The following is a 22392-nucleotide window of genomic DNA, read 5'->3' as shown; positions in this document are numbered from 1 at the left end:
ATAACTGGCGCTCGGTGGCAGTGATGTTCCACAAAGGTGCCGTGTTGACCTTCAGGCTGGTGGAAGGGGGAGGGTCGGCGGCATGAGTTTGACGATCAGTGAGTTCGCCAGGTTGGTGGGGCTGGCGCCGAGTGCGCTGCGGTTCTACGACGACTGCGGTCTGCTACCGCCCGCGTCGGTGGACAGCTCGAACGGGTACCGCTACTACGCCGCGTCCCAGCAACCCCGCGCCCGCCTGCTCCGCGACCTCCGCGAAATCGACCTCCCGCTCGCCGAGGTCCGCCTTGCACTCGACGCCGACCCCGCCGTACTCGCGGACATCGTCCGAGCCCACCTCCGCACAGTCGAGGCAAAGACCGCAGCCGCTCGAGCCGCCGCCCACCACCTCCTCACCCAGCTACTCACCGAACGAACAACCGTGATCCTGGGCGGCCCAGAGTTCGCCAGCGCCACCCGCCAAGTAGCCCCTGCCGCCGCAGCCCCCGCTCCGATCATCGCGCCCACCGCCGGGACTTCCGCCACCTCCAGTGGGGTCGAGGCGGAGTTGGCTGTTGCGCTCGGGTGTGTGTTGGTCGAGCTCGCCGGGGACGAGGTGACGTTTGTGGCGACGGATCGGTATCGGCTGGCGGTGCGGACTGTGCGGGCGATGGAGTTCGCGGGACCGAGCGCGCGGGTGCTGGTGCGGGCGGATGAGTTGGCTGAGCTCGGCCGGTGGGCGGCGGCTGGGGAGACGGTGCGGGTGGAGGTCGGCGCTGGGGGTGCCGAGTTGGTGCGAGGGGACGAGGTCCGGCAGATCAGCGTGGTGGCGGCGGAGTATCCGGCGTACCAGGGGATTCTGGATGGGCTTGCGGCGCCGGTGTGTCGGGTGGTCGTGGACCGGGCCGCGTTGCGGGCGGCGCTGGAGGGGCGTGACGTTGTTGCCTTTGACATCGGTTCGGGGAGGCTGACGGTCGACGGTGAGCAGACGCTCGAGGTGATCGGGTCGGGGGCGGCGCGGATCGGGTTCACCGCGGAGTTGCTGGGCGCCGCGCTGGAGGCGAGTGTCGGACCGGACGTGCTCCTGGAGATCTGCGCCCAGGACCGGCCAGTCGTCGTACGCTCAGCCGATCAGGGCACGTTCACCACGCTGGTGATGCCTGTCCGGCTGGATGGGTGAACCGGGCGTACTGCGGCTGGCCAGCAGGTTCCACACTCTCGATCTTCGGCGACACCGCCGGGGAGATCGCGGTCGCCGGGTTCGCGCTGGTCCGCGAACCAGTTGGTGTTGTGGAGCGTCGTACCGTGACGTGACGATCATCTGGATCAACGGGACCTTCGGGGCCGGTAAGACGACCACGGCCGGGAAGTTGGTCGGGCTGGCCGAGGGGACGCGGCTGTTCGACCCCGAGCATGTCGGCTACATGCTGAGGGCCAATTTGAGCGACCAGGAGTTCACGGACTTCCAGCAGCTGCCACCGTGGCGGACGCTCGTCCCCGTCGTCGTGGACGAGATCGGCCGCCTCACGGGCGATCACTTGATCGCCGTACAAACCGTTCTCGTCGAGTCCTACTGGCGCGAGCTCGAGGAGGGCCTCCGTACCCGTGGCTATGACATCGTCCACGTCCTCCTGGACGCCGATCCCGAAACCCTCCACACCCGCATCGACGCCGACCCCGACGGCCACGACATCCGCCCGTGGCGCCACAACCACGTACCCGCCTACCAATCCGCCCGCCCGTGGCTCCTCCCGGCAGCCGACCTGGTCATAGACACCACCAAACACTCAGCCCAATCAGCCGCCGAACAAATCCGCGATCACCTCGGGAGCCTGGTGTCGTAAGACGTTATGTCTTACATTGGTTGCATGGCAGACACCATCACGATTCGCACCGACTCGGAGACCGAGCACGCGCTGGACGTGCTGACCCACGACGGCAGTTCGCGCTCCGCGGTGATCAGGCAAGCCGTGCTGGAAGCCGCCCTGCGCAAGGAGCGGGCTGCGGCGATGCGCCGCGCAGTTCTGCGGATGCCGCTCGGCGAACCGGACGGCGTCGATGTTGCCGCCGAGATCTCCCGCGATCGCGATGGGGAGCGCTGATGATCTACCTCGATTCGGCCGCCATCGTGAAGCTGGTGCACGCCGAATCCGAGTCACAGGCGCTGCGCGACTGGCTCGACGAACGAGCCGAGGTGGGGTGGATCAGCTCTGTCCTCGCTGAGATCGAGTCGTCTCGGGCGCTCGCGCGGCATGCGCCCGCTGCCGTGGCGCGACTGCACCTGGTCCTCGACCTCGTCGATCTGATCGACCTGGATGCCGGCACGAGGATCCTTGCGCAGACCGTGAAGCCGCCGACGGTGCGCAGCCTGGATGCGATTCACCTGGCCACGGCACTGCGCGTCGAGCCTCGGCTCACCTCGTTCGTCACTTACGACAAGCGACTTGCCGACGCCGCTCGCGTGGCCGGGCTGACTGTCGACGCACCCGCCTGACGGTCAGGCCGGGAACTCGATTTCGAAGGTGGGGTAGTCGGGTTGGGGGCAGGGGGCGCCTTGGTGGCCCAGGGCTTCGTAGAAGGGGGCGGAGCGTTCGTGGTGAGCTTGCCATTCGAGGTGGCGGACTCGGGTGGAGGCCCAGGTGGTGACCGCGGCCATCAGGGCGCGACCTACGCCGGTACGACGGTTGGCCGGGTCGACGTAGAGGTCGTGGAGGCGCGCGTGATGGACGCGGCCCGCGCGGAGGTGCGGTCCGTAGTCCTGCATCACCGCATAGCCCACCAGCCCACCAGCCCACCGTCGTCGTACCCGAAGGCGGCCCACCGGGGGTCGTCGGCCAGCTCCTCGTAGAGCGGGCGGGTTTCCGCCTCGGACATCGCCGTGCCGAACCCCTGAACCAGCGGCCACAGCTCATCCCAGTCGTCCCGAGTCAAGCGTCGTACGGGCATGACAGGCAGGATCGCAGGCTGGTCGATGTGGAGGCACCTGGTTTATGGGCTCAGTTGAAGGTCAGGGTGGTGAGGGTGGCCTCGGCGGTGGTGGCGTCGGGCGGGGACGCGTTGGGGAGCGTCACGAAGAGAAGAGCCTTGATGTCTCCGGCGGTGTGACTGAAGGCGTAGCGCAAGGTCGTGCCCTGCTGTGTGCAGGAGTACCAGGAGAAGTCAGGGAGGTCGGCCAGTGGAGCTGACGGGGCTGTCTTGCACCAGTGGGAGTCCAGCGTCTGCTGAAGCAGGGCTGCCTCCTGGCAGGCCTCGTCCGTACTCGCCGTACGGAGTGCCTGCTCGGGCGCGTTCGCGACGACGACGACGGTCTTGTGGTCGGACGAGTTGATGCTTGCGATCTCGGCGTCGGTGCGGTCGCATTGGCCCGGTGTCCAGCCGGACGGCACGCTGATCGTCACCTGATGACCCGGCGGCCGGGCGACAGCGTCCGGGACCCTCGCGATGCTGAGGATCGCCGAGGTCGCGATCACCACGGCCGCGACGGCGCCGGCTGCGAATCTGATCGGACCACCGGCGGGCACCACGGTGGCCGGGGTCCCACCTTTCCACCCTGGACCGACCGGGCGCACCACCGGCTCGGTCTGGCACAACAACGCGAACGTCAACGGAACGATCAGCAGGTTCCACTCGACCCGCGAGCCGTTGTCGAAGAGGCCGATCCCCGCGCCGGCCCCGATCGTGAAGGCCGCCAGGCTGATCAGGGTCGCCCACGTCGCCATCGCCAGCACCGACTTCCAGGCCGGCTTCTCCCGCTCCTCCCGGGTGTCGACGAGGAACCGCCACGCCACCGGCAGGATCACCAGCACTACGGCGGCGGCGGTGGCCGGCGATCCGGACAGCAACGCGTCGATGCCGAAGGCCGAGATCGTCGACCCGATCAGCGTCTGTACCAGTAGCGGCGAGACCGCGCCGATGTCGCGGACGCGGATCGCGACGATCAGTACGGCGATGCACACGCACACCACGAGGCGCTGCGGAGACGCAAGGAGCTGGTCGCTGGAGATCCTGTGCTTGCCGACGGCAACCTGCACGGCGCTCGGCAGGGCCCAGAAGACGAAGGCGAGTCCGAACGCCGTCCCCGTCGTCAGCCGGCGATCGGACCGCAGGTACACGCTGGTCACCCAGGCGACCACCGCGATCGCGGCGAGACCGTCGTACCGCTGGAACCACAGACCCCAGTCCAAGGCCGTCGGCGCCCAGTCTCCGCGGACGATCGGACCGACGACCAACTGAAGCAGAGATCCGGCCACCAGCAAGACCGAGGGCAGACCAAGTGCGGCGATCGCGACGGCCACGGTACTGCGCAATCGGCCGGGAACGATCGGGTTGCGAGACTCCCATCGCAGGGCCGCGACGCCGGCTGCCGCCACGAGGACGCAGTACGCCCACTGCCAGATCGAGCCGACCCGCCAGATACCTGTCGAGGTGGAGCCGAAGGCACCGAGGTAGCCGAGTGTCAGGACGGCCAGAATGAGTACGGCGGCCGCGATCACCACGCCGCGCCGGTGCAGGACCCGCAACCTGGCGAGACGGCCGGCCAGCGACACCTGCGCCCGGGCGAACTCCGAACCGGACAGCAGGATCAGGATGACCAGCCAGCCGGTGAGTCCGGCGGCAGCGACCCCACTGAAGAGCTTCAGCGCCGATGCGGATCGAGGCGCCCGCAGGGACGCGGCGACGTCGGGCGCCAGACCGCCGGCGAGATGGAACGGGATGACGTTCGTGACGTGGCTGGACCACGCCCAGACGGCGATGGTGATCCACAGCGGCACGCTGATGATGAAGCCGGTCGTCACCGGTGACCTGGTGAGTCGCCTGGCCGGCAAGAGGAGCCACACCGCTGGGACGAGACTGGACACGACCATGAGACCGAGCGTCCACCGCGGCACGGAACTCCACTCGACCCGGAAGGATGGGAGCTCCTTGGCGACCAGTGCGATGCTGCGCGCCAACCGGGTCGCACCGTCCAGGACGCTGAAGCTCACGCCACAGGTGAGCAATGCCGTTGCTCCGAGCAACGGGCGGGCGTTCGTCGCGACCGAGGCGACGGTCGCCACCGACCAGGCGGCGAGGGCCAGCGACACAAGCATCAGCACGACGGTCGCGTCGGCGATCGGCGTGCTGTAGAACCACACCTGCGGTTCCGTCGGCCCGATTTCGTAGACGCCCGCGACGATGGCCAGGCCGGCCGAGACCAGCGCGGCCGCGCCGAGCCGGATGCTGGTGTCGTACGGCGCCTCTGCGATCCCCGGGCGAATCAGGCGGTCGCCGAAGTGCTGCCGCAGCCGCCCGACTGGCCCACCGAGTGCGGCTGTCGTCATGGTGCCCCCTGACGTGAGTATGGCATCGCAGCAGCGACTATTGACAATATGTTGTCGAGATGACAAAGTGTTGTCTATGAAGACAGCGTATGCAGCGGTGTATGACACGTGGGCGGACTGGGAGATCGGGCACCTGCTGGTCGAGTTGCGGACCGGGCGGTTCACCGGGGTGCCCTGGCAGGTCGTGACAGTGGGGGAGTCGAGGGAGCCCGTGGTGACGATGGGCGGGCTGCGGGTCGTGCCGGACCTGGCGCTGGCGGATGTCGAGCCGGACGACGGGGATCTGCTGGTACTCGCGGGATCCGGGCTTTGGGACACCGGACAAGGGGACACGTTCGCGAAGCTGGCGCAGCGGTTCCTCGACAGCGGGATTCCGGTGGCGGCGATCTGTGGTGCGACGGCCGGGTTGGCGCGGGCCGGTGTGCTGGACGAGCGCAAGCACACCAGTGCGGCGAAGGAGTACCTGCAGGCCACCGGTTACCAGGGCAGTGACAACTACCTGGACGAGCGGGCGGTCGTCGATGGCGACCTGATCACGGCCGGGCCCGATGCGCCGGTGCAGTTCGCGCGGGCGACGTTGCAGCGGCTCGGGCTCGCGGACGAGCGGAAGCTGGACGCGTACGAGGGCGTGTTCCACCGGGCCGACCCGGCCGCCTACCCGATCCTGGTGGGATGACGGTTCCACCTCGCGAGGACTGGCCGAAGCCGACGCGGCAGACGGAAGGCGGCGCGCTGTTGACGGATGTCGTCCTCGCCACCTTCCGCCTGAACGCGCGGCTGATGGAGGCCGCCCAGGACCTGGCCGCTCGCGGCGGGATCACCGCAGCCTGGTGGCAGGTCCTCGGCGGCGTCCTCGACCAGCCGCGCTCGGTGGCCGACGCCGGGCGGATCATGGGCGTCAGCCGGCAGGCGGTCCAGCGGATCGCCGACCTGCTGGTCGAGCGCGGCCTCGCCGAGTACCGCCCGAACCCGGCCCACCGCCGCGCCAAACTGCTCGCCTGCACCGAGGCCGGCTACTGGGCGATCCGGCAGATCGCGCTCGTCCAGCACCCGTGGACGTCCGAACTCGCCAAGGCGGTCGAGTTCGAGGATCTGCGTACGACGCTCGCCACCATGCAGACCCTGATCACCAAGCTGGAAGAAGCCTGACCACCAGACTGCGACCGTTGGTATGGCGCGTGGTGAAGGTCAACCGCGTCCCGGCCACGGTCCGCACTACCTGTACGCCAGGGGCCGGGGATGCGGGCCGAAGATACTGAGCCCAGAGGTTGACCGTGATGGTGTCGCGGGCGGTCGTGGGATCGGACACGGCGATGGTGACCGAGCTCGACTGGCGTCGGAGCAGGACGGAAGCAGGTCCGTCGATCGTCAGTCCAGGCAGGGTGTGAGCGCCAGGCGTAAAGGTGTTGGCGCCGGTCAGCCGCAGACCGAGGTGCTGGATCGCCTGCATGCGTGGAGTGTTCGACAGCACCGCGATCCGTCCGTGCTGATACGAACGCAGCGCGGATTCCGTTGCGTTAGGCACCAATGCGTAGGCCATCGACCGCGTGACCCCGGCGGGCTGCGCGACCGTCAGACCGAAGACCTGCTTGGTCACCGCGGTGTCCGGGTTCGACGTCCGCACCACGCGCCGGCTCCGCGTCACCTGCTGCAGCTCCACCGATACCTCGCTCGGCTGCAGGAAGTAGTAGCCGAGTGACACGCCGCCGCCCGCATACCGCAGCCACCGCGGATCGACCGTCCCTGTCCCGGTCCACGTCCGACCATCCCGCCGTACGCCGGTGATCGCGACAGCGTCCCCGGTCGCCGCGATACGGGTGTCGAGTGTCGTGGTCACTGCACGATCCGCGTCGCCCACGCCGGCCGCGAGGACGACGATCTCGTCGTCGAGCATGAACCACGACTTGGTCGCCGACGCGTTGCGGTAGACCACGAAATCGTCCGGCAGGATGTCGCGCGACGCGTAGGCGAAGTCATCCGACTGCACCCAGCCGGCCGCGCCGTACGCATCGAGCGTCGCACCGCCGGAGTGGGCGTTGGTGCCGGTCGGGAAGTACACATAGGTGTTCTGCGACTCCGACGACGCGGTGAACGTCGGCGGGTTGTCGTAGTACTGCGTCCCGTACAGTTCCGGGGTCGTCTTGCGGGCCTCGACCGGCGCGGTGACGCCGCCCAGCGCGTACGGCGAAACAGTCGTGAAGTAGTCGACACCGTACGACGTGGTCTGGTCCTGGCCGGCCAGGTAGAGGTAGTGCGCGCCGTCGCCCTGGAACCACGGCATCAGGTTCTCGCCGCTCATGTACTCGTACTTGCTGATCCGCTCCGAGTTCCGCGCCAGCGCGAACGCGAACCCCGGCCGCCGATGGACAGTGCGGTCCATTGCGTTGAACGCCGTACTGCTCGCGGCCGGGTTGAGGTCGGCCGGAACGATTGCCGGGTCGGCCTTGATGTCGGCGAACCGCGCGACGCTGACCGGGGAGACGAAGCTCGTCGGGTTGATCGTCGGCCGCGCGGTGAACTTCGCGAACGACTTCAGCCGGGCCGCGTCCGCGCCGGTCGCGTAGTCGGCCAGGTCGACGATCGCCTCCACCACGACCGCGACGTCGTCGTACCCGGTCGCCGTCCGGGACACGGCGCGACCCTTGACGATCTCCATCATCCAGCCCTCGAAGATCAGCGGCGCGAACCCGTGCTCGATCCAGCCCTGGACCACGCCGACCAGGTCGTCGCTCTGCGCGTACTCGGTGCCGTCGAGCACCTTGATGGTCTGCAAGACCCGGCTGAGCAGGGCCTTCCCGTACGAGCCGGTGTACGCGACCGACGAATGCTGGATGAACGAGCCGTCCGCGTAGTACCCGTCGGTGACGCCGTGCTGCAGGTTGTACGGGTCGACGGTCGCGAATACGGTGAACTGGTCCTGCAGCGCCTTCCGGATCCGCGCGTCGTCCCCCATCAGCGCGCCCTGCAGGACCCGGTTCGCGGTGATGTCGACGAGGTTCGCGCCGGTGTGGAAGCGCGAGTCGAGGTCGACGTCGCCGTCCTTGCCGTTGCGCAGGTAGGCGTCCATCGAGGGCACGTACTGCGCGATCAGCGCGGCCGGCGCGTCGAGCAGGGCGAGCGTCTTCGTCACGTACGTCGAGATGCCGATCTCCCACGTGAACCAGTTGCCGTAATACCCCTTCGACTGGTCGCCGTAGTAGTTCTCGTGCAGCCAGACCAGGTTCTCCGCGACGCGGGCCCGGACCTGCTCGTTGCCCTGCAGGTCCGAGGCCGGGCCGGGGCGTTTGGTCGCGAGCGCGATCTCGTAGAGGTGCTGGTACGACGCGCTGAGGTTGGGATCGCTGGTCCCGAGGGGGAGCCCGGCGAAGAGCTCACCGGCGCCTGCGCGGTCGAGTGCCGCGAGCCAGGTCCGTGCGGTGCTGTCGAGGGCCGCGAGCTTGGCCGCGACTTCGGGGCGCGCGTTGGATTCCGCCGTACCGGCGTAGATCGCGATCGCGTTGGCGAGCAACTGGCTCGGATCGGCCATGGCCTTCAGGGTGGCAGCTCGGGCGGTCGGCGCGGGGTTGACCGCGGTCAGCAGGGCGGTGGCGGGTACGAACGACAGCAGGCGGCGGCGGGTGATGTCCACTGGTACTCCCGGGCGGATGGGAAAAACCTCACCTTCGGAGTCAACCAGTCGAAACTATCCTTCAGCAACCGTTTGCCGCCAACTTCTCAGCCGTCCTCGTGGCATCGTTCCGCCGTGACCACGCAGACGTCACCGGACAGCCGGCTCGCCTCGGCTCTCCGGTTCACCACCGAGCTGATCGCCTGGATCGCGACCCCGTGGGCGCTCGCCCCGTACTCGATCCCGCTGGCCGTCGCGTCCGTCGTCGTACTGATAGGTCTGCCGACGATCTTCCAGACCCCAGGGGACAAGCCGCGCGTGATCGTCGCGGTGCCCGGGGTGGTGACCATTCTGCTGGTGCTGCTCCAGTTGGTCGCCGCGGTTGTCGCCGCTTGGTTTGCGTGGCCGATGGCGGTCGCAGTCGTGGTAAGCGTGCTTGCGGTTGGGTGTGTCGTGACAGAGCAGCCGCGGTGGCGGTGGTTGTTACGAGCCTCCGGCGCCGACTAGCTGGCCGTCCATCGAGAGGATGCGGATCGGGCCGCCGGTCGCCTTGGTCGGGATGACGAGGGCGAGTTGGTGGAGGTAGTCCTGGTGCAGGGTCTGCGTGTACTTGACCATGCTGCTGAAGGCGGTCGCCTCGCCGCTGGTCCAGTACGCGTTCGAACCCGGCTCGACACGCTGCAGGTACTGCTCGGTGAGGGAGAGGAACACGAGCGCCTCGCCCGACGACGTGATGAAGGTGAGCGGGTCGCCGGACGGCTGGAAGGTGTCGGCGACGCTCGCGATGTACGTCTCGGCGGTATCCGCGACCTTGGACTTGGCGCGCAGCTCGAGGAGCTTCGATATCCCGGGGGAGGGTGTGAACAGCTTCGCCTGCGGGGCCTTCACGCCGCCGGTCAGGTACGCCGCGAGGCTCGCGCCGGCCGCGGCCGGCAGGCTGGCCAGCTTGTCCAGGTCGGCCTTGGCCGGAGTCCGCAGGCCCTCCAGCGGCGGCAGCTTCATCGTCTTCGAGGGGTAGACCGAGTTCGTCAGCAACCACGGCGCGCCCGCGCTTTGTCGCTGCCAGACGCCGAGCTGGCGGCTCCCCGGGGCGTTCGAGACGCCGGAGCTGACCACGAACCGCATCGGGTACGACCCGAACTCGGGGGCGCCGATCCGCGGGTCGGTGTAGGTGAACGGCTTGTCCTTGTCCTTGCCAGGCGCGTCGAGCTTCCGCCCGATCAGGAAGCCGGCCCGGGTCTGGGCGAGGGTCGGATCCGCCTCGATCGTCTCGGACAGGTTGGTGTCGCGGGCCCGGTTCGCCTGGTTGTTGATCTGGTTGTAGCGCTGGACGACGGCCTGCGCGTCGGCGAGCGTCACGGCCGGGCGGCGCTCCGGCGCGGCGTCGCTGTTCTGGGCCGGCAGCAGGCCGCAACTTGTTGTCGTGAGCAACAATGCGCCGCTGGCGAGCAGCGCCGCCGTCCGCCGCACCGCCTCATCACTCTTCTCGAACTCCGGCGACTCCACCAACGAAACAGTCTCCGCCCCAACGCCTCCCTGCTCCGCCGGCCGCCCGTTCGTCGCCCGCTCGCCCGCCGGCCGCTCGTCCGCGGGGCGCTCGTGTGCCGGCCGCTCCTTCGCCGGCTGCTCGTCGGCCGGCTGCTCGTATGACGGTCGGTCGTGCGCTGGCCGCCCGTTCGCCGGCTGCTCGTATGACGGTCGGTCGTACGCGGGTCCGTCGTACGCGGGTCTGTCGTATGTCGGCCCGTCGTAGGGCGGCTTGTTGGACGGTGACCGGTCGCCGCGCGATTCGCCGTACCCGCGTTTGTCGGAGTGTTCGGTGTACCTCGGCTCGCCGCAGGTGGTCGCGCCGAACCCGACCAGGAGTCTGGGCGACTTCGCCCTCGCGACCGCGGCCGCCGACATGAACATCGGAGCGGCTGGCACAGCGGGGGGCGGCGGCGTGGGCGCGAACGGGCTCGCCGTGACACGCGTCGGCGCGAAGGTGGTCGCCGCGGACGAGGTGGTCGCCGCGAACGAGGTGGATGCCGGGGTGGGGGTGGGTGCCTGGGAGGTCGGCGCCACAGTGGAGGAGGCTAGCGCGGGCTCGAGTGCCGTGGCGGGCTGGAGCGCGGCAGCAGGCTCGACGGTTGCCGCAGTCTGGACAGCCCCTGCCCCAGCCCCATAGCCAGCGCCAGCCCCATAGCCAGAGCCAGCCGCAGGGCCAGCGCCAGCCGCAGCGGCAGAACCGGCGGGAGTGTGTGCAGCCTGACGGGCTGCAGGGAGGGCGACCACCGGGAAGGCGGTGATTGGAGCTGCCGTAGCGGCCGGGCGGCGGCGGAGGATAAGGCTTAGGCCGAGGGCGAGGACCACGATGCCGGCGCCCAGGGTGATGAGGCTGATGCCGAAGGCGCGGTGGATCTCGACGCCGAAGCGGACCTGCGCGCCTACCGCCGGGCTCCCGTCCGCGTTCATCACGACTACGTCGTACCGGCCGTCCTGGATCGGCCAGGCGACCGACGACTGTCCCGTGCCAGACTTCGCGACCCACCAGTCGAGGTCGCCAGGAGACGTCAGCTTGGTGCTGCGGCCGCGCATGTCCTGGGTGCCGAACGTGGCCGGCGGGTCGAAGCGGATCAGCCGAGTGTGCGCGGCGCCGGCCAGGTAGTCGCGGACGTCGAGGTCCTGCCCGACCCCGACGAACAGCGGCTTGCCGCCGGTCGCGGTCACGTGCAGGGTCGGTCCGTGCCGGTCGAGCAGGTCGGGCGCGGTGATGACGGCCAGGCCCTCGCTGGTCAGCTCCCGGGCGGACGTGGAGATCGTGTTGTCCGGGCCGACCAGCCAGAAGGCCGCCACGGCTCCGGCGACGGTGACCACGAGACCGGCCAAGCTCAGCAGCAGGCCCAGGGCGGTGCGGGCGAAACGCATGAAAAGGCTCCCGTTGTACGACGAAAACCCAGCCCGCGGCGGGTGGACCGGGCAACGGGACCCCCGCCGGGACCCTCAGTGGCCCGACGATCACCCGTTGCCACTGAATAACTGACCGCACAAGAATCTGTTACTGTTCCATCAATTAACGAATGGCCATTCACAAACTCGGAGGTGGCCGGATGGCCCGGCCGAGGCTCGTGAGTGACGACGTGATCCTGGACGCGACCCGCCGGGTCCTCGCCGAGCTGGGGCCGGCGAAACTGACCCTGGCTGCGGTCGGTGCACGGGCCGGTCTCGCACCGCCGACGCTGCTGCAACGGTTCGGCTCCAAGCGCGGTCTGCTGCTTGCCTCGGCCGCCCGATCACCGTTCATGGTGCTCCGCGCGGCCGAGGAAGCGGAGGCGCGGAACACCTCCCCACTGGCCGCGCTGCGGGATTTCGCGCTGACGGCCGTTGCCCACATCAAGCACCGTGAAGAGCTCGGCAACGGGGTCGACGTCACCGACCCCGACTTCCGGCAGCACGCGCTCGCGCACTCGGCGGCAATCGTGGACACCTGCGCCCGGCTCTACCAAGCCGCTGTGCAAGCCGGTGAGCTGCGCCCCGACACCGACGTACCGGCGCTTGCTCGCCACACCCTTGTCTGTTTCACCGGTGCTCTCCAGGTCTGGGCAGTGACCGACTGGGGTTCTCTCCGTGACTTCCTGGCCGACCAGCTGGACCTGATGATCGCGCCTTACCTCGTCCAGCAGTGACGATCGCGACCCGGAGCTGCGCACGGTTGACCAAGGCAACGGTCTGGACCGCAGCTGGGTCAACCGTTTGATGCACAGGCGAGTACGCAACAAAGCCCAGGTCCCGAAACGGTGGGCCTGGGCTTTGACATCTGGAGCGGGTGACGGGAATCGAACCCGCACTGTCAGCTTGGGAAGCTGATGTTCTGCCATTGAACTACACCCGCGCAGCCGGCGGAACCGGCAGGCGCAGAAGAGCATAGCCGATCGGTGGGGGCGAAAGCACGACGGGTGCGGCGCGGCGCGAACGGACGGCCGACTGTGGCGCACCGCCCGGCCCGGCACCTCGGTCCGTCGTTCGGGACCGGCCGGTGGGGTGGTTGTTGCGGGGTCAGGAGATCAGGTGCCGAACGCATCGAAAAGGGGTCGCGGACGGTTTGCGATCGGGGTTCTTGGGGAGTTTTCCACAAAGGGCACGCTCAGGACTGGGCAGGTCCGTCATCTTCTGGCAGATTAGAACGCGTTGCCGGGGGCAACATTTGACGCAACGTGAGGATGCGGTCCTCGTCAGGACCGGACAAGATGGTTGCGGGGCAACTGGATGAAGGGGTGAACGGTGGCAACAGACACAAGTGACGCGCTGGAGAACCTGGAGACGGAGCTCGTCACGATGGCGCGCCGGCTGCGTGGTCTGCAGCGGAAGCTGTCCGACGAAGCGCATCCGGACCTGGAGCCGGCGCAGTACGCGTTGCTGAACCACGTCGAGGAGCTGGCGCCGGTGCGGATGGCCGACCTGGTCGCGGCGCTCGAGGTGGACAAGGGTCCGGTCAGCCGGGCCTGTGCGCGGCTGGAGGAGGAAGGTCTGCTGAAGCGTGCGGCCGACAAGTCGGACGCGCGGGCGACCCTGCTGACCCTGACGGCGGCCGGCAAGCGCAAGCTGGCGGCGGCCCGGAAGAAGCGGCACAAGGTGATCGAGGACCTGCTCAAGGACTGGTCGCCGGCGCAGGTGAAGACCTTCGCCACCCAGGTGTCGAGATTCAACAAAGTGGCCGGCTGAGTTAGTTGCCTCAGGCCCGGTTTCGGTACGCCGCAACGGTATCGGAACCGCCCGTGAAGGTCTGGTGGTGAGGTCTCGCCGGGGAGCTGAGGGCTCCGGACGATCCACCACCGGCCCACGGACAGATCCGCCGGACGACCGGCGGAGTGAGGCGGGAACTGGGCGGATGAGCAGCGCGCTGCTAACGTGCGACCGTGCTGCTCTCCGACCGTGACATCCTGGCCGAGCTCGACGCGAAGCGGGTCCAGCTGGATCCGTTCGACGCTGCGATGGTGCAGCCGTCGAGTGTCGACGTACGGCTGGACCGGTTCTTCCGGGTCTTCGAGAACCACAAGTACCCGCACATCGACCCGGCCGAGGAACAGCCCGACCTGACCCGGCTGGTCGAGCCGGACGGCGAGGAGCCGTTCATCCTGCATCCCGGTGAGTTCGTCCTGGGATCGACGTACGAGCTGGTGACGCTGCCCGACGACGTGGCGGCGCGGCTGGAGGGCAAGTCCTCGCTGGGCCGGCTCGGGCTGCTGACGCACTCCACCGCCGGGTTCATCGACCCCGGGTTCTCCGGGCACGTGACGCTGGAGCTGTCCAACGTGGCGACGCTGCCGATCAAGCTCTGGCCCGGTATGAAGATCGGCCAGCTCTGCTTCTTCCGGCTGTCGTCCCCGGCCGAGCACCCGTACGGCTCCACCAAGTACGGCTCCCGCTACCAGGGCCAACGCGGCCCCACCCCGTCGCGCTCCTACCAGAACTTCCACCGCACCGATATCTAGTACGCCGCAACGCGAAAGGGCTCCCGACCCCGGGAGCCCTTTCGCCGTGTGGTCCGATCAGGCGGTCGGCTTGAGCGCGATCAGCACGCTCTGGAAGCTGGAGCCGCCCGGTGCCTGCGAGTAGACGCCGCCGTACTTCGTCACCGCGGTCGGCGACTCTGGCTTGTCGTTGTACAGGGACATGTCCGAACCGTTCGCACTGCCCGGATCAGTCGGCTGCGAGCCCGGGTCCTGGCTCGGCGTCGACCCCTCGGTCGGCGTGCTGCTCTCCGACGGAGTGCCACCGTCCGACGGGCTCGTGCTGTCCGATGGTGTCGGCGCGCTGGTCGGAACGTCGTTCCCGGTGGCTGCATCGAGCATCACCGGCTGTGCCTCGGTCTGCCCGTAGACGACGCCGTGGAAGGCTGCGGTGAGGTCGGGGACGATCCGGTTCGCAGCCTTGTCGGTGTACCCCCAGGTCTTCTTGCCGGTGGTGTCATCGATACCGATGATCTCGCTGCTGTTGCCGGCGCCTTCGACGCAGACCACGGCGTTGGCCTCGTCGCCCAAGCACCTGAACTTCATCAGGTGATCGACAACCTGAGCCGGGATCGGCACGACCGCACCGGTGGCGATGTCGATCGAGTACACGACGTTGCTGAACTTGTCTCCGCCGCTGGTGCTGCCGGACACATAGGCGCGCTTCGAGCCGTGGCCCGCGCTCCACAGCGAGGCCTGCTTGGTCGGGAACTGCTTGGTGATCTTGCCTGTCGCCGCATCGGCGATCAGGATCGTCGTGGTGCCGCGGCCGGCCGCATCGCCGCCGTTCACTCCGGCGACCACTCCGTTGAGCACGCCGGCCGGTTCGAAGGACGGGATGAGGCCCGACTTCTGGGTCTTCGGGTCGGCGAAGACGGTGAAGATCCCGCCGGACTTCGCGGTCGCAGTGTCGGGATGGACGCCGATCACGATCTGACCGGTGGCGGCGTCGTATGCCTGGCTCACGATGTTGTCGCCGGTCTGGCCGGGGCCGAGGAGCGGAGTGAGGTCCGCGGCCACTTCGGCGACCTTCTTGCCGTCGGCGGCGTCGATCCACTGGAACAGCACTTGGCCCTTGGCCTTCTGGGTGCCGCTGCCGGCGACGGACTGGATGTACGCGATCGCGACCACGTCCTTGCCGTCAAGCTGCACGGGCATAGGCCCGGTGACTGCTGCGATGGTGGTGGTCTCCGCTTCCGCCGGTGGGACGGTCCACGGCTGGCCCTGGCCGGCGATGTTCCGTCCGGTGATGCCGAACTTGCCCGCGATCAGCGTGGTCTGGCCGACCATGCCGGAGGTGAGGCTGTACTGGTTGTCCTTGTCGCTCCGCGGGACGCCGAACGCCGACACGGCGGCGAATCCCTTGGGCGGGTCGAAGGAGGCTACGGGTGGCGCCGACGGGGTGGCCGGGGCCGCGGACTCTCCGCCTGCGGACTTCGCGTCGGACTTCTTGTCGTCTCCGCCGCAGCCGGCCAGCAGGACGACGGCGGCGGTGACGGCGGCTGTTGCGACCATCGGACGCAGCATCGTTGGTTACTCTCCCCAGGTCTCGACCGAGAATGATCGCCTGAACGCTAGCAGTGTTCGCGGGTCCCCGATCGCGGTTATCCACAGGGGTTGCACCAACCTGCAGACTCAGCTGTGACTCCGGGTCCCCACCGTCACCAGTCCCAGGCGGTGCAGCACGCTGCAGAGTGCGGCGGCTGCACCGCTCAGCGGTTGGCCGGTCATCGGTACGCCGGTCATCGGACGATCGACAGGCCGGTCCCGCGGTGGCGGGGCTGCGGTTCGGCCAGCCGGCGGGAGGCCGGCTCGAGGCGGTCGGCCAGGCGGCGGAGGGCGGTGGCGAGTCCGTGCCGCGGGCCGTTGCCCTCCGGCTTGCGGTCGCGGCGCTGGGCCCTGGCCTCGGCGGCCCGCAACTGCTCGGCGACCCGGTAGCGTGCGACCTCTTCGTATTCGGTGATCATGTCCTTGCTCCCCTCACGTTGTCCCCGTACTGATGTGATTTCGGCAATGCTTCGCCCAGGTCCCGCCAGACCTAAGACGTGCGGGACCTTCCTGGGTGGTGTGGTTCAGACCTTGACGACGGTGATGTCGCCGGAGACGGTGCGGGCCCGCAACATCAGCGCGTGCTCACCCTCGGCCGGCTTCTCGCCGGGCTCCAGCTCGCACCGGATCCGTCCGGTGACGGTCTTCAGGTCCAGGTACGCCGGGACGCCGTCGGGCACCCCGATCCGGACGTCACCGCGAGCAGTCTCGGCCTGGACGCTCGGCCCGTCGGCGATCTCGACCGTGACGTCGCCGGAGCCGGAGGTGGCGACCGAGTGGTCGCGGATCCGCTCGATGGTGATGTCACCCGAGCCGACCTTGACGGTGGTGGGACCGCCGGCGTCGCCGACCTTGACGTCGCCGGAGCCGGTGCTCAGGCCGAGCCCGTCGGCGGCCTCGCCGATGTCGATCGACCCGGAGCCGGTGCTGGCCCGGACCGTGCCGGCCGCGTGCTCGACCTTGACGTCGCCGCTGCCGGTGCTGACTCCGAGGTCACCCTCGACCCGGTCGAGCTGGACGTCGCCGGAGCCGGTCGACAACCGCGCCGTACCCAACGGCATCCGCGAGTCGATGTCGCCGGAGCCGGTCTTGATCCGCGCGTCCAGCGTCGCCGGGGTGGCGATCCTGACCTGGATCTGCGGGCCGCGGCCACGGACGTTGCGGGGACCCTCGACGATCAGTTCGCCGTCCTCGACGGTGAAGACCACGTCGTCCTCGGGACCGCTGTCGACGTCCAGACTGACGATGGTCTCGGTGCCGTCGTTAGGCACGATCTCGACCTTGCCGGAGCCGATCTCGATCCGGACCCGGTCGATCTTGCCCGCGTCCTCGACGATCTGGCTGCTGAAGCCGCTCACTGGACCCATCCCGTCATCCGTTGTCCCGGCCCGCGGCCCCCACGGCGCTCCTCGTGCCGCCGCTGGTGCTCCTCGCGGCGCTGATCCTTGTCTTCGCGACGGCGCTCCCGGTCGCGGTCGCGGCCACGCCGGCCGCGGTCGTTGCCGAACACGCCTTCCTCACCGAAGGGTCCACCGGGGCCGAACACTCCGTCCGGTCCGAAGACCCCGTCGGGTCCGAGCGGGCCGTTCGGGCCGAGCGGTCCGTCCGGTCCGAAGACCCCACCGCGCGGCGGGCGCGGCGGCCGGGGCGGGCGGGGGCCACCTCGGCGGCGGTCGCTCAGCTCGGTCATCACGGTGCGCATCAGCCACGCGTTCGAGGAGATGCCCTCGGCCGTGGCGGCTTCGTCCACCTTGTTCTTGATCGACATCGGCAGCCGCAGCGTGATCCGTGCGGTCGGCTCGTCGGCGTCCAGCGTGAGCTGGTCGGTGACGTCGGTGTCGTTCTCTTCGTCGATGTCGTCGTCGGTCTCGTCCGGACCGGTCAGCTGGCTCGGAGCCGGCGTGACCACGAACTCGGGACGGCCACCGGCCATCCGGAGCTCGACCGAACCGGGGGACAGCTCGCGGCTGATCTCCCCGGCGGCGTCGGACAGGGCTGAGATGAGGGCCAGGCGGCCCGCGTCATCCAGCGTGGCTCCGAGGCGCTGCGCCACGGAGCGAGTTTGGTCGTCGGCCAGGGCGGTTGCGTTCTCGACGCTCCGCCGGACCGACTCGAGGTAGTGATCAAGTTCCATGGCAGCAAGCATGACGTCATCGTGACGTCACTGTCAACCCCTTCTGATGTCATGGTGGTGGCACGGGCAGAATGAGGGCCAGTCGTCGACAGGAGGAACCGTGTCCAGAGGAGTACTCGTCACCGGCGCGTCCAGGGGCGTCGGAGCGGCCGCCGCGCGGGCGTTCGCGCGGGCCGGCGACCGGGTCGTGCTGCATTGCCGTGGCGCGGTCGACCGGGCCGAGGAGGTCCGGGCCGGGCTGCCCGGCGACGGTCACGCGGTGGTCGCCGCCGATCTCGGCGATCCGGCCGCAATCCCTGCCCTGGTTGAGGAATCGGCCACCGCGCTCGGCCGGATCGACGTGCTGGTGAACAACGCCGCGCTGTTCGTCGACGAGCCGGTCGCCGGGTCCCGCCGGATCGGGCATCCGCTGGCCGAGACGCCGTACGACGAGTGGGTCGCGGCCTGGCGTCGTACCCTCGCGGTGAATCTGGAAGGGGCGGCGCACGTGACCTGGTGCGTGGCCCGGCAGATGCTCGACAAGGAGCCTGCCGAGGGCGTACGGCGGGGTGCGATCGTCAACGTGGGGTCGCGCGGCGCCTACCGCGGCGAGCCGGACGTGCCCGCCTACGGCGCCGCGAAGGCCGGACTGCACTCCCTGGGCCAGTCGTTGGCAGTCTCGCTGGCGCCACATGACATCACCGTGACGTCAATCGCGCCGGGATTCATCACGACCGACATGACCGAGACCATCCTGTCCGGTCCCGGCGGCGATGCGATCCGCGCCCAGAGCCCCTTCAACCGCACCGCCACCGCCGAGGAGGTCGCCGACGCCATCGTCTGGCTCGCCTCCCCGCAGGCCACCTGGTCCAGTGGCGCCGTCCTCGACTTCAACGGCGCCTCCTACCTGCACTGACAACCGCTGACGTCCGAAGAAGCGTGGCCTATAGCGCTCACTTCTTCGGACGCAACGGATCGTCAGGGGCCGTAGACCTCGAGTTCGACGATGCGGGAGTAGGTGTGGTCGTTGCCGTCGAGGCAGAGGATGCGGACGGCCGTGGCTTGGACGGGGGCGAAGGTGGACGTGACGTGACCGGCGGTGTTGCCGCGGACCTGGGCGACGGTCTGCCACGTCCCGTTGGCCGAGACCTGGACGTCCCAGTCGCGCAGGCCATTGGTCGCGGCCGGGTACTTGGCCGAGTCGAGGGTGTAGAGCTCGACGCGGTTGATGGTGGTCGGCTGGGCGAGGGCGACGTCGTAGTTGTCGGGGAAGACCGCTCGGGTGCCGTCGTTCCAGCCGGTCAGGGTGTCCCAGTGCTCGGAGTCCTTGTCGCCGTCGACCGCGCCGCAGAGGAAGAAGTTGCCGTGCGTCGACGAGGCGGCGGCCTGCTCGCCGAGGGCGACGTTGCTGCCCGGGTCCTTCGACGGCAGCGGGTTCACCTGGACCGGGACGGTGAGCCTGGTCTTGTCGACCTCGAGGTCGATCTTGTACGAGCCGGGCTCGGTGTCACGCGGGACGCGGACCTCGACCGGTGCGGACACCGGCTGGTCGGGGTCGACGGCCGGCAGCCAGGACGAGAACAGCTCCCGGGACAGTTGCAACGGACCACTCGGGGCCAGCGTCAGGTCGGCGTACCGGTCCTGGCTGCCGGTGTTGGTCATGGTGAGCGTCAGGTTGCCCGGGAAGCACGGCAAGCCGACGACGCTGAGCTGCTGCGGTTCGACCGAGATCTGTACGTCGGTCTGCGGGTTACTGTTGGTTGCCTGGGGCACCGAACTGGACGCGACCAGGGTCGCCGCCACCGCGGCACCGAAGCCGACGGCCGACTGCCAGCGGATCTTCATCGCTGCACCTCCGAGATGCCCGGGCGCCCGTCCTCGACGAAGAGCTTGGCGCGGGTGCTGACAGTGCCGTTCTGGACCGTGACCTTGTCGACCACCCGGTAGTCGGAGATCCACTGCTGCGGCGTGATGCTGCAGCTCACGTAACCGCGCTGGAAGTTGCCGAACTTGATGTGCGGGTTCTCGTTCAGCAGAGTCTGGCCGCCGGGATCGATGTCCATGCCGTCCAGGCCGGACGTGATCGACGTACCGACGAACTCGGCGGCGACGGTCTGCGAGTCGGGGTTCGTGAAGTCGAGCTTGAGGTCCGAGGCGACGCTGCGGTGCAGGTCGCCGGCGATCGAGACCAGGTTGCGGACCTTGCGTTGCGCGGCGCCGCCGAGGATCCGGTCGCGGGACGCCTCGTACCCGTCCCAGGTGTCCATCGGGACCAGGACGTCGGGACCGTCCTTGGTGTCGAGCCGGGCGATCGCGGTCTGATGGGCCATCACGTTCCAGCGCGATCGCGAGGCGGTCCAGCCGTCGAGCAGCCACTTCTCCTGGGCGTCTCCGGTGATCGTACGGGCCGGGTCCTTCGTCTCCGGACCGGGCGCCTTGGTGCCGTCGCCGTACGCCTGGTCCGAGCGGTACTGCCGGGTGTCGAGCACACTGAACTCGGCTAGCCGCCCGAACTGGAATCGCCGGTAAAGCTGCATGTCCGGACCCTTCGGCAACTGCGCGAGCCGCAGCGGCATGTGTTCCCAGTACGCGCGGAACGCGTTGGCGCGCCGGACCAGGAACTGCGCGGGTGGCGCGCTCGGATGCGCCTCGTCGGCCCAGTTGTCCACCACCTCGTGGTCGTCGAGCGTTACGATCCACGGCGCCACCGCATGAGCTCGCTGAAGGTCCGGATCCAGCTTGTACGCCGCGTACCGGAGGCGGTACTCGTCCAGCGTGACGGTCTGCTGGGTGATGTAGGGCTCGTTCGAGTCCGGCCGGATACCGCGGTCGATGCCGAACTCGTAGATGTAGTCGCCGAGGAAGAACACCACATCGTGGTCTCGCTCGGCCATGTCGGCGTACGCCGTGTACCAGCCCTCCCACGAGGCCTGGCAGGAGGCGAAGGCCAACGACAGTTGGGACAGGTTCGCGTCGGCCGGCGGCGCGGTCTTGGTCCGGCCGACCGGGCTGAGCCTGCCGTTCGCGCGGAAGCGGTACCAGTACTGCCGCCACGGGCGCAGTCCTCGTACGTCGACGTGCACCGAGTGGCTCGCCTCCGGCCGGGCCTGGGTCACGCCGTCGCGGACGATCCGGCGGAAGTGCTCGTCCTCCGCGACCTGCCACTGGACCTCGACCGGACGCCGGTCCATCCCGCCGAACGGCGTGAGCGGCTCCGGCGCGAGCCTGGTCCAGATCACCACCGCGTCCGGCAACGGATCGCCGGACGCGACTCCCAAAGTAAACGGATCCCGCCGATCGGGCCGGCCGGTCGAGCCGGCCGTCGCACTCCCGATCTCGGGCAGCTTGCCGGTCAGCGCCAGCGCGGCCGCCGTCCCGGACACGGTCAGAAAGGTTCGTCGACTACTGCGCATCGGCACAGGCCCACCCGATCATCCATAGGTGATCACTTCCGTAACGGGAGATTACGAGAAGTTCTCAGGATCGGGTGGGATCTGTCCGGATCCGGTCTCAGCGGCTGACGACTTTGCTCGCGGGAGGTGCGGTGATGCTGACGGGCTTGTTGTACTCGGACATCGACATCACCATCGACACGCCACTGAGGTCGAACGACAGGCGGCGGACCAGGTGGGACTTGTCCATCCACATCGAGTAGGTCAGGGTCTTCGGCAGGCCCGCGGGGACCTTCTTGCCTTGTGCGGCCAGGGCTTTCGCGGTGTTGACGGTGACGGCGTACCGGTCCAGCTTCTCGCCGCCGATGGTCTCCGTGCGGACGAACTTGACGCTGGCCAGGCTCGAGTCGAAGGACTTGAAGATCTTGGTCGGGTCGCCGCCCTCGAGGAGTTCGCCGAGCTGGTCGGACTGGCCGGTATTGATCTTCAGATACTTGCCGGCAGGCGTGACGCCTGGTATCGACAGGTAGCCGGTGCCCTTGATCATGACCATCTTCGCCGTCTTGCCCTGGAAGGCAGCACCGGTCATCTCCATCGACAGGGCCAATGGCTTGGCGGTCTGAAAGCCGTCCATCGTCAGCACGGTGGTGCCGTTGGCGGTCATCTTGCCGGTGACGCGCCAGGACTTCTGCTTGGTCATCGCGGCGTTCATCGACGGGACGAAGGTGACGCGGTTCAGGTGTGCCACGGGTGCGGGCTTGACCGGCGCGGCGGTGTTGGTGGCGGCCGGAGTCGAGGCCGGAGCGGACGGCTTGTAGCCGGTGGCTTCGGGTTTGGCGTCGTTACCGCAGGCGGCCAGGCCGAGAGCAAGCGGAACGGTGGCGACGGCGGCGATCGCCGTGCGGAGCTTCATGGTGTGGATTCCTCCCCAGGTGTGCAAACCGTC

At 68.8% G+C, this 22392-nt stretch carries 24 protein-coding genes and 1 tRNA gene; 12 read left to right on the top strand and 13 right to left on the bottom strand.

Features of this window, described 5'->3' with window-relative positions; all coding sequences use genetic code 11:
- Positions 1 to 82: 82 nt before the first annotated feature.
- Genes OG558_RS09720 through OG558_RS09700 form a run of 5 tightly spaced genes read left to right on the top strand, consistent with a single transcriptional unit; the run spans position 83 to position 2470 of the window.
- Entirely contained in the window at positions 83 to 1156 is a 1074-nt protein-coding gene (locus tag OG558_RS09720; RefSeq protein WP_405069913.1) for a MerR family transcriptional regulator, read from the top strand.
- Entirely contained in the window at positions 1153 to 1290 is a 138-nt protein-coding gene (locus tag OG558_RS09715; RefSeq protein ID WP_405069912.1) for a hypothetical protein, read from the top strand. Before OG558_RS09720 ends, OG558_RS09715 begins: the two co-directional genes overlap by 4 nt.
- Positions 1287 to 1820, top strand: a complete 534-nt coding sequence (locus tag OG558_RS09710; RefSeq protein ID WP_405069911.1) for an AAA family ATPase — start codon at positions 1287 to 1289, stop codon at positions 1818 to 1820. The genes OG558_RS09715 and OG558_RS09710 overlap by 4 nt, the downstream gene beginning before the upstream one ends.
- A gap of 24 nt (positions 1821 to 1844) precedes the next feature.
- Positions 1845 to 2078: a hypothetical protein gene (locus OG558_RS09705; RefSeq protein WP_405069910.1), complete on the top strand. Its 234-nt coding sequence runs from the start codon at positions 1845 to 1847 to the stop codon at positions 2076 to 2078.
- Positions 2078 to 2470: a type II toxin-antitoxin system VapC family toxin gene (locus OG558_RS09700; protein ID WP_405069909.1), complete on the top strand. Its 393-nt coding sequence runs from the start codon at positions 2078 to 2080 to the stop codon at positions 2468 to 2470. Before OG558_RS09705 ends, OG558_RS09700 begins: the two co-directional genes overlap by 1 nt.
- A 3-nt stretch (positions 2471 to 2473) precedes the next feature.
- On the opposite strand, the gene OG558_RS09695 is transcribed toward OG558_RS09700, so the two are convergent.
- Genes OG558_RS09695 through OG558_RS09685 form a run of 3 tightly spaced genes read right to left on the bottom strand, consistent with a single transcriptional unit; the run spans position 2474 to position 5297 of the window.
- Positions 2474 to 2755, bottom strand: a complete 282-nt coding sequence (locus OG558_RS09695) for a GNAT family N-acetyltransferase (protein WP_405069908.1) — start codon at positions 2753 to 2755, stop codon at positions 2474 to 2476.
- Entirely contained in the window at positions 2740 to 2922 is a 183-nt protein-coding gene (locus tag OG558_RS09690) for a hypothetical protein (RefSeq protein ID WP_405069907.1), read from the bottom strand. The genes OG558_RS09695 and OG558_RS09690 overlap by 16 nt, the downstream gene beginning before the upstream one ends.
- 50 nt (positions 2923 to 2972) lie before the next feature.
- Positions 2973 to 5297: a hypothetical protein gene (locus OG558_RS09685; RefSeq protein WP_405069906.1), complete on the bottom strand. Its 2325-nt coding sequence runs from the start codon at positions 5295 to 5297 to the stop codon at positions 2973 to 2975.
- A 76-nt stretch (positions 5298 to 5373) separates the two neighbouring features.
- Here OG558_RS09685 and OG558_RS09680 point away from each other — a divergent pair, with 76 nt between their 5' ends.
- On the top strand, positions 5374 to 5973 hold the full coding sequence (locus tag OG558_RS09680) for a DJ-1/PfpI family protein (protein WP_405069905.1): 600 nt from the start codon (positions 5374 to 5376) through the stop codon (positions 5971 to 5973).
- Positions 5970 to 6446, top strand: a complete 477-nt coding sequence (locus tag OG558_RS09675; protein WP_405069904.1) for a MarR family winged helix-turn-helix transcriptional regulator — start codon at positions 5970 to 5972, stop codon at positions 6444 to 6446. The genes OG558_RS09680 and OG558_RS09675 overlap by 4 nt, the downstream gene beginning before the upstream one ends.
- On the opposite strand, the gene OG558_RS09670 is transcribed toward OG558_RS09675, so the two are convergent.
- A complete protein-coding gene (locus OG558_RS09670) occupies positions 6424 to 8925 on the bottom strand; it encodes a polysaccharide lyase family 8 super-sandwich domain-containing protein (RefSeq protein ID WP_405069903.1) in 2502 nt (833 codons plus the stop codon). The genes OG558_RS09675 and OG558_RS09670 overlap by 23 nt on opposite strands.
- A 114-nt stretch (positions 8926 to 9039) precedes the next feature.
- Here OG558_RS09670 and OG558_RS09665 point away from each other — a divergent pair, with 114 nt between their 5' ends.
- The gene (locus OG558_RS09665) at positions 9040 to 9411 is read left to right on the top strand and encodes a hypothetical protein (RefSeq protein WP_405069902.1); all 372 of its coding nucleotides are present in this window, start codon (positions 9040 to 9042) and stop codon (positions 9409 to 9411) included.
- Here the strand turns inward: OG558_RS09665 and OG558_RS09660 are convergent.
- Positions 9388 to 11811, bottom strand: coding sequence for a hypothetical protein (locus OG558_RS09660; RefSeq protein WP_405069901.1), 2424 nt, complete (start codon positions 11809 to 11811; stop codon positions 9388 to 9390). The genes OG558_RS09665 and OG558_RS09660 overlap by 24 nt on opposite strands.
- Positions 11812 to 11993: 182 nt before the next feature.
- Between OG558_RS09660 and OG558_RS09655 the strand changes: the two genes are divergently transcribed.
- Entirely contained in the window at positions 11994 to 12569 is a 576-nt protein-coding gene (locus OG558_RS09655) for a TetR/AcrR family transcriptional regulator (RefSeq protein WP_405069900.1), read from the top strand.
- A gap of 132 nt (positions 12570 to 12701) precedes the next feature.
- On the opposite strand, the gene OG558_RS09650 is transcribed toward OG558_RS09655, so the two are convergent.
- A tRNA-Gly gene (locus OG558_RS09650) sits at positions 12702 to 12775 on the bottom strand.
- 389 nt (positions 12776 to 13164) lie between these two features.
- On the opposite strand from OG558_RS09650, the gene OG558_RS09645 reads away from it, so the two are divergent.
- Together OG558_RS09645 and dcd are read left to right on the top strand one after the other, a co-directional pair.
- The gene (locus OG558_RS09645; RefSeq protein ID WP_329482823.1) at positions 13165 to 13605 is read left to right on the top strand and encodes a MarR family transcriptional regulator; all 441 of its coding nucleotides are present in this window, start codon (positions 13165 to 13167) and stop codon (positions 13603 to 13605) included.
- A gap of 194 nt (positions 13606 to 13799) precedes the next feature.
- Entirely contained in the window at positions 13800 to 14375 is a 576-nt protein-coding gene (dcd, locus tag OG558_RS09640; RefSeq protein ID WP_329482822.1) for a dCTP deaminase, read from the top strand.
- Positions 14376 to 14432: 57 nt separating this feature from the next.
- On the opposite strand, the gene OG558_RS09635 is transcribed toward dcd, so the two are convergent.
- From OG558_RS09635 to OG558_RS09620, 4 genes are all read right to left on the bottom strand, one after another.
- The gene (locus OG558_RS09635) at positions 14433 to 15908 is read right to left on the bottom strand and encodes a hypothetical protein (protein WP_329482820.1); all 1476 of its coding nucleotides are present in this window, start codon (positions 15906 to 15908) and stop codon (positions 14433 to 14435) included.
- A gap of 227 nt (positions 15909 to 16135) precedes the next feature.
- Complete coding sequence (locus tag OG558_RS09630; protein ID WP_329482819.1) at positions 16136 to 16360, bottom strand: hypothetical protein; 225 nt, start codon at positions 16358 to 16360, stop codon at positions 16136 to 16138.
- A gap of 105 nt (positions 16361 to 16465) precedes the next feature.
- Positions 16466 to 17308: a DUF4097 family beta strand repeat-containing protein gene (locus OG558_RS09625; RefSeq protein WP_405069899.1), complete on the bottom strand. Its 843-nt coding sequence runs from the start codon at positions 17306 to 17308 to the stop codon at positions 16466 to 16468.
- Positions 17296 to 18075 (bottom strand): hypothetical protein, encoded by a 780-nt coding sequence (locus OG558_RS09620; protein ID WP_405069898.1) that lies wholly within the window; start codon positions 18073 to 18075, stop codon positions 17296 to 17298. The genes OG558_RS09625 and OG558_RS09620 overlap by 13 nt, the downstream gene beginning before the upstream one ends.
- Positions 18076 to 18175: 100 nt before the next feature.
- Between OG558_RS09620 and OG558_RS09615 the strand changes: the two genes are divergently transcribed.
- Entirely contained in the window at positions 18176 to 18970 is a 795-nt protein-coding gene (locus OG558_RS09615) for an SDR family NAD(P)-dependent oxidoreductase (protein ID WP_405069896.1), read from the top strand.
- A gap of 62 nt (positions 18971 to 19032) precedes the next feature.
- On the opposite strand, the gene OG558_RS09610 is transcribed toward OG558_RS09615, so the two are convergent.
- The 3 genes from OG558_RS09610 to OG558_RS09600 all read right to left on the bottom strand — a co-directional run bounded on the left by OG558_RS09610 (position 19033) and on the right by OG558_RS09600 (position 22359).
- Positions 19033 to 19899 (bottom strand): hypothetical protein, encoded by an 867-nt coding sequence (locus tag OG558_RS09610; RefSeq protein ID WP_405069894.1) that lies wholly within the window; start codon positions 19897 to 19899, stop codon positions 19033 to 19035.
- Positions 19896 to 21437: an alkaline phosphatase D family protein gene (locus OG558_RS09605; protein ID WP_405069893.1), complete on the bottom strand. Its 1542-nt coding sequence runs from the start codon at positions 21435 to 21437 to the stop codon at positions 19896 to 19898. Before OG558_RS09605 ends, OG558_RS09610 begins: the two co-directional genes overlap by 4 nt.
- Positions 21438 to 21564: 127 nt before the next feature.
- Entirely contained in the window at positions 21565 to 22359 is a 795-nt protein-coding gene (locus tag OG558_RS09600) for a hypothetical protein (protein ID WP_405069891.1), read from the bottom strand.
- Between the last annotated feature and the right edge of the window lie 33 nt (positions 22360 to 22392).

Origin of the sequence: Kribbella sp. NBC_01510, assembly GCF_045040325.1 — a bacterium.
Lineage (GTDB): Bacteria > Actinomycetota > Actinomycetes > Propionibacteriales > Kribbellaceae > Kribbella.
Note: the sequence above shows the minus strand (reverse complement) of the source record. Positions and strands in the feature narration are given on the sequence as shown.

What these genes read in the sequence shown, in the direction of transcription:
- OG558_RS09720 (WP_405069913.1), top strand. Translation starts at nt 83, where the DNA reads ATGAGTTTGACGATCAGTGAGTTCGCCAGGTTGGTGGGGCTGGCGCCG.
- OG558_RS09705 (WP_405069910.1), top strand. Translation starts at nt 1,845, where the DNA reads ATGGCAGACACCATCACGATTCGCACCGACTCGGAGACCGAGCACGCG.
- OG558_RS09700 (WP_405069909.1), top strand. Translation starts at nt 2,078, where the DNA reads ATGATCTACCTCGATTCGGCCGCCATCGTGAAGCTGGTGCACGCCGAA.
- OG558_RS09690 (WP_405069907.1), bottom strand. Translation starts at nt 2,922, where the DNA reads ATGCCCGTACGACGCTTGACTCGGGACGACTGGGATGAGCTGTGGCCG.
- OG558_RS09685 (WP_405069906.1), bottom strand. Translation starts at nt 5,297, where the DNA reads ATGACGACAGCCGCACTCGGTGGGCCAGTCGGGCGGCTGCGGCAGCAC.
- OG558_RS09680 (WP_405069905.1), top strand. Translation starts at nt 5,374, where the DNA reads ATGAAGACAGCGTATGCAGCGGTGTATGACACGTGGGCGGACTGGGAG.
- OG558_RS09675 (WP_405069904.1), top strand. Translation starts at nt 5,970, where the DNA reads ATGACGGTTCCACCTCGCGAGGACTGGCCGAAGCCGACGCGGCAGACG.
- OG558_RS09660 (WP_405069901.1), bottom strand. Translation starts at nt 11,811, where the DNA reads ATGCGTTTCGCCCGCACCGCCCTGGGCCTGCTGCTGAGCTTGGCCGGT.
- OG558_RS09655 (WP_405069900.1), top strand. Translation starts at nt 11,994, where the DNA reads ATGGCCCGGCCGAGGCTCGTGAGTGACGACGTGATCCTGGACGCGACC.
- OG558_RS09635 (WP_329482820.1), bottom strand. Translation starts at nt 15,908, where the DNA reads ATGGTCGCAACAGCCGCCGTCACCGCCGCCGTCGTCCTGCTGGCCGGC.
- OG558_RS09630 (WP_329482819.1), bottom strand. Translation starts at nt 16,360, where the DNA reads ATGATCACCGAATACGAAGAGGTCGCACGCTACCGGGTCGCCGAGCAG.
- OG558_RS09625 (WP_405069899.1), bottom strand. Translation starts at nt 17,308, where the DNA reads ATGGGTCCAGTGAGCGGCTTCAGCAGCCAGATCGTCGAGGACGCGGGC.
- OG558_RS09620 (WP_405069898.1), bottom strand. Translation starts at nt 18,075, where the DNA reads ATGGAACTTGATCACTACCTCGAGTCGGTCCGGCGGAGCGTCGAGAAC.
- OG558_RS09610 (WP_405069894.1), bottom strand. Translation starts at nt 19,899, where the DNA reads ATGAAGATCCGCTGGCAGTCGGCCGTCGGCTTCGGTGCCGCGGTGGCG.
- OG558_RS09600 (WP_405069891.1), bottom strand. Translation starts at nt 22,359, where the DNA reads ATGAAGCTCCGCACGGCGATCGCCGCCGTCGCCACCGTTCCGCTTGCT.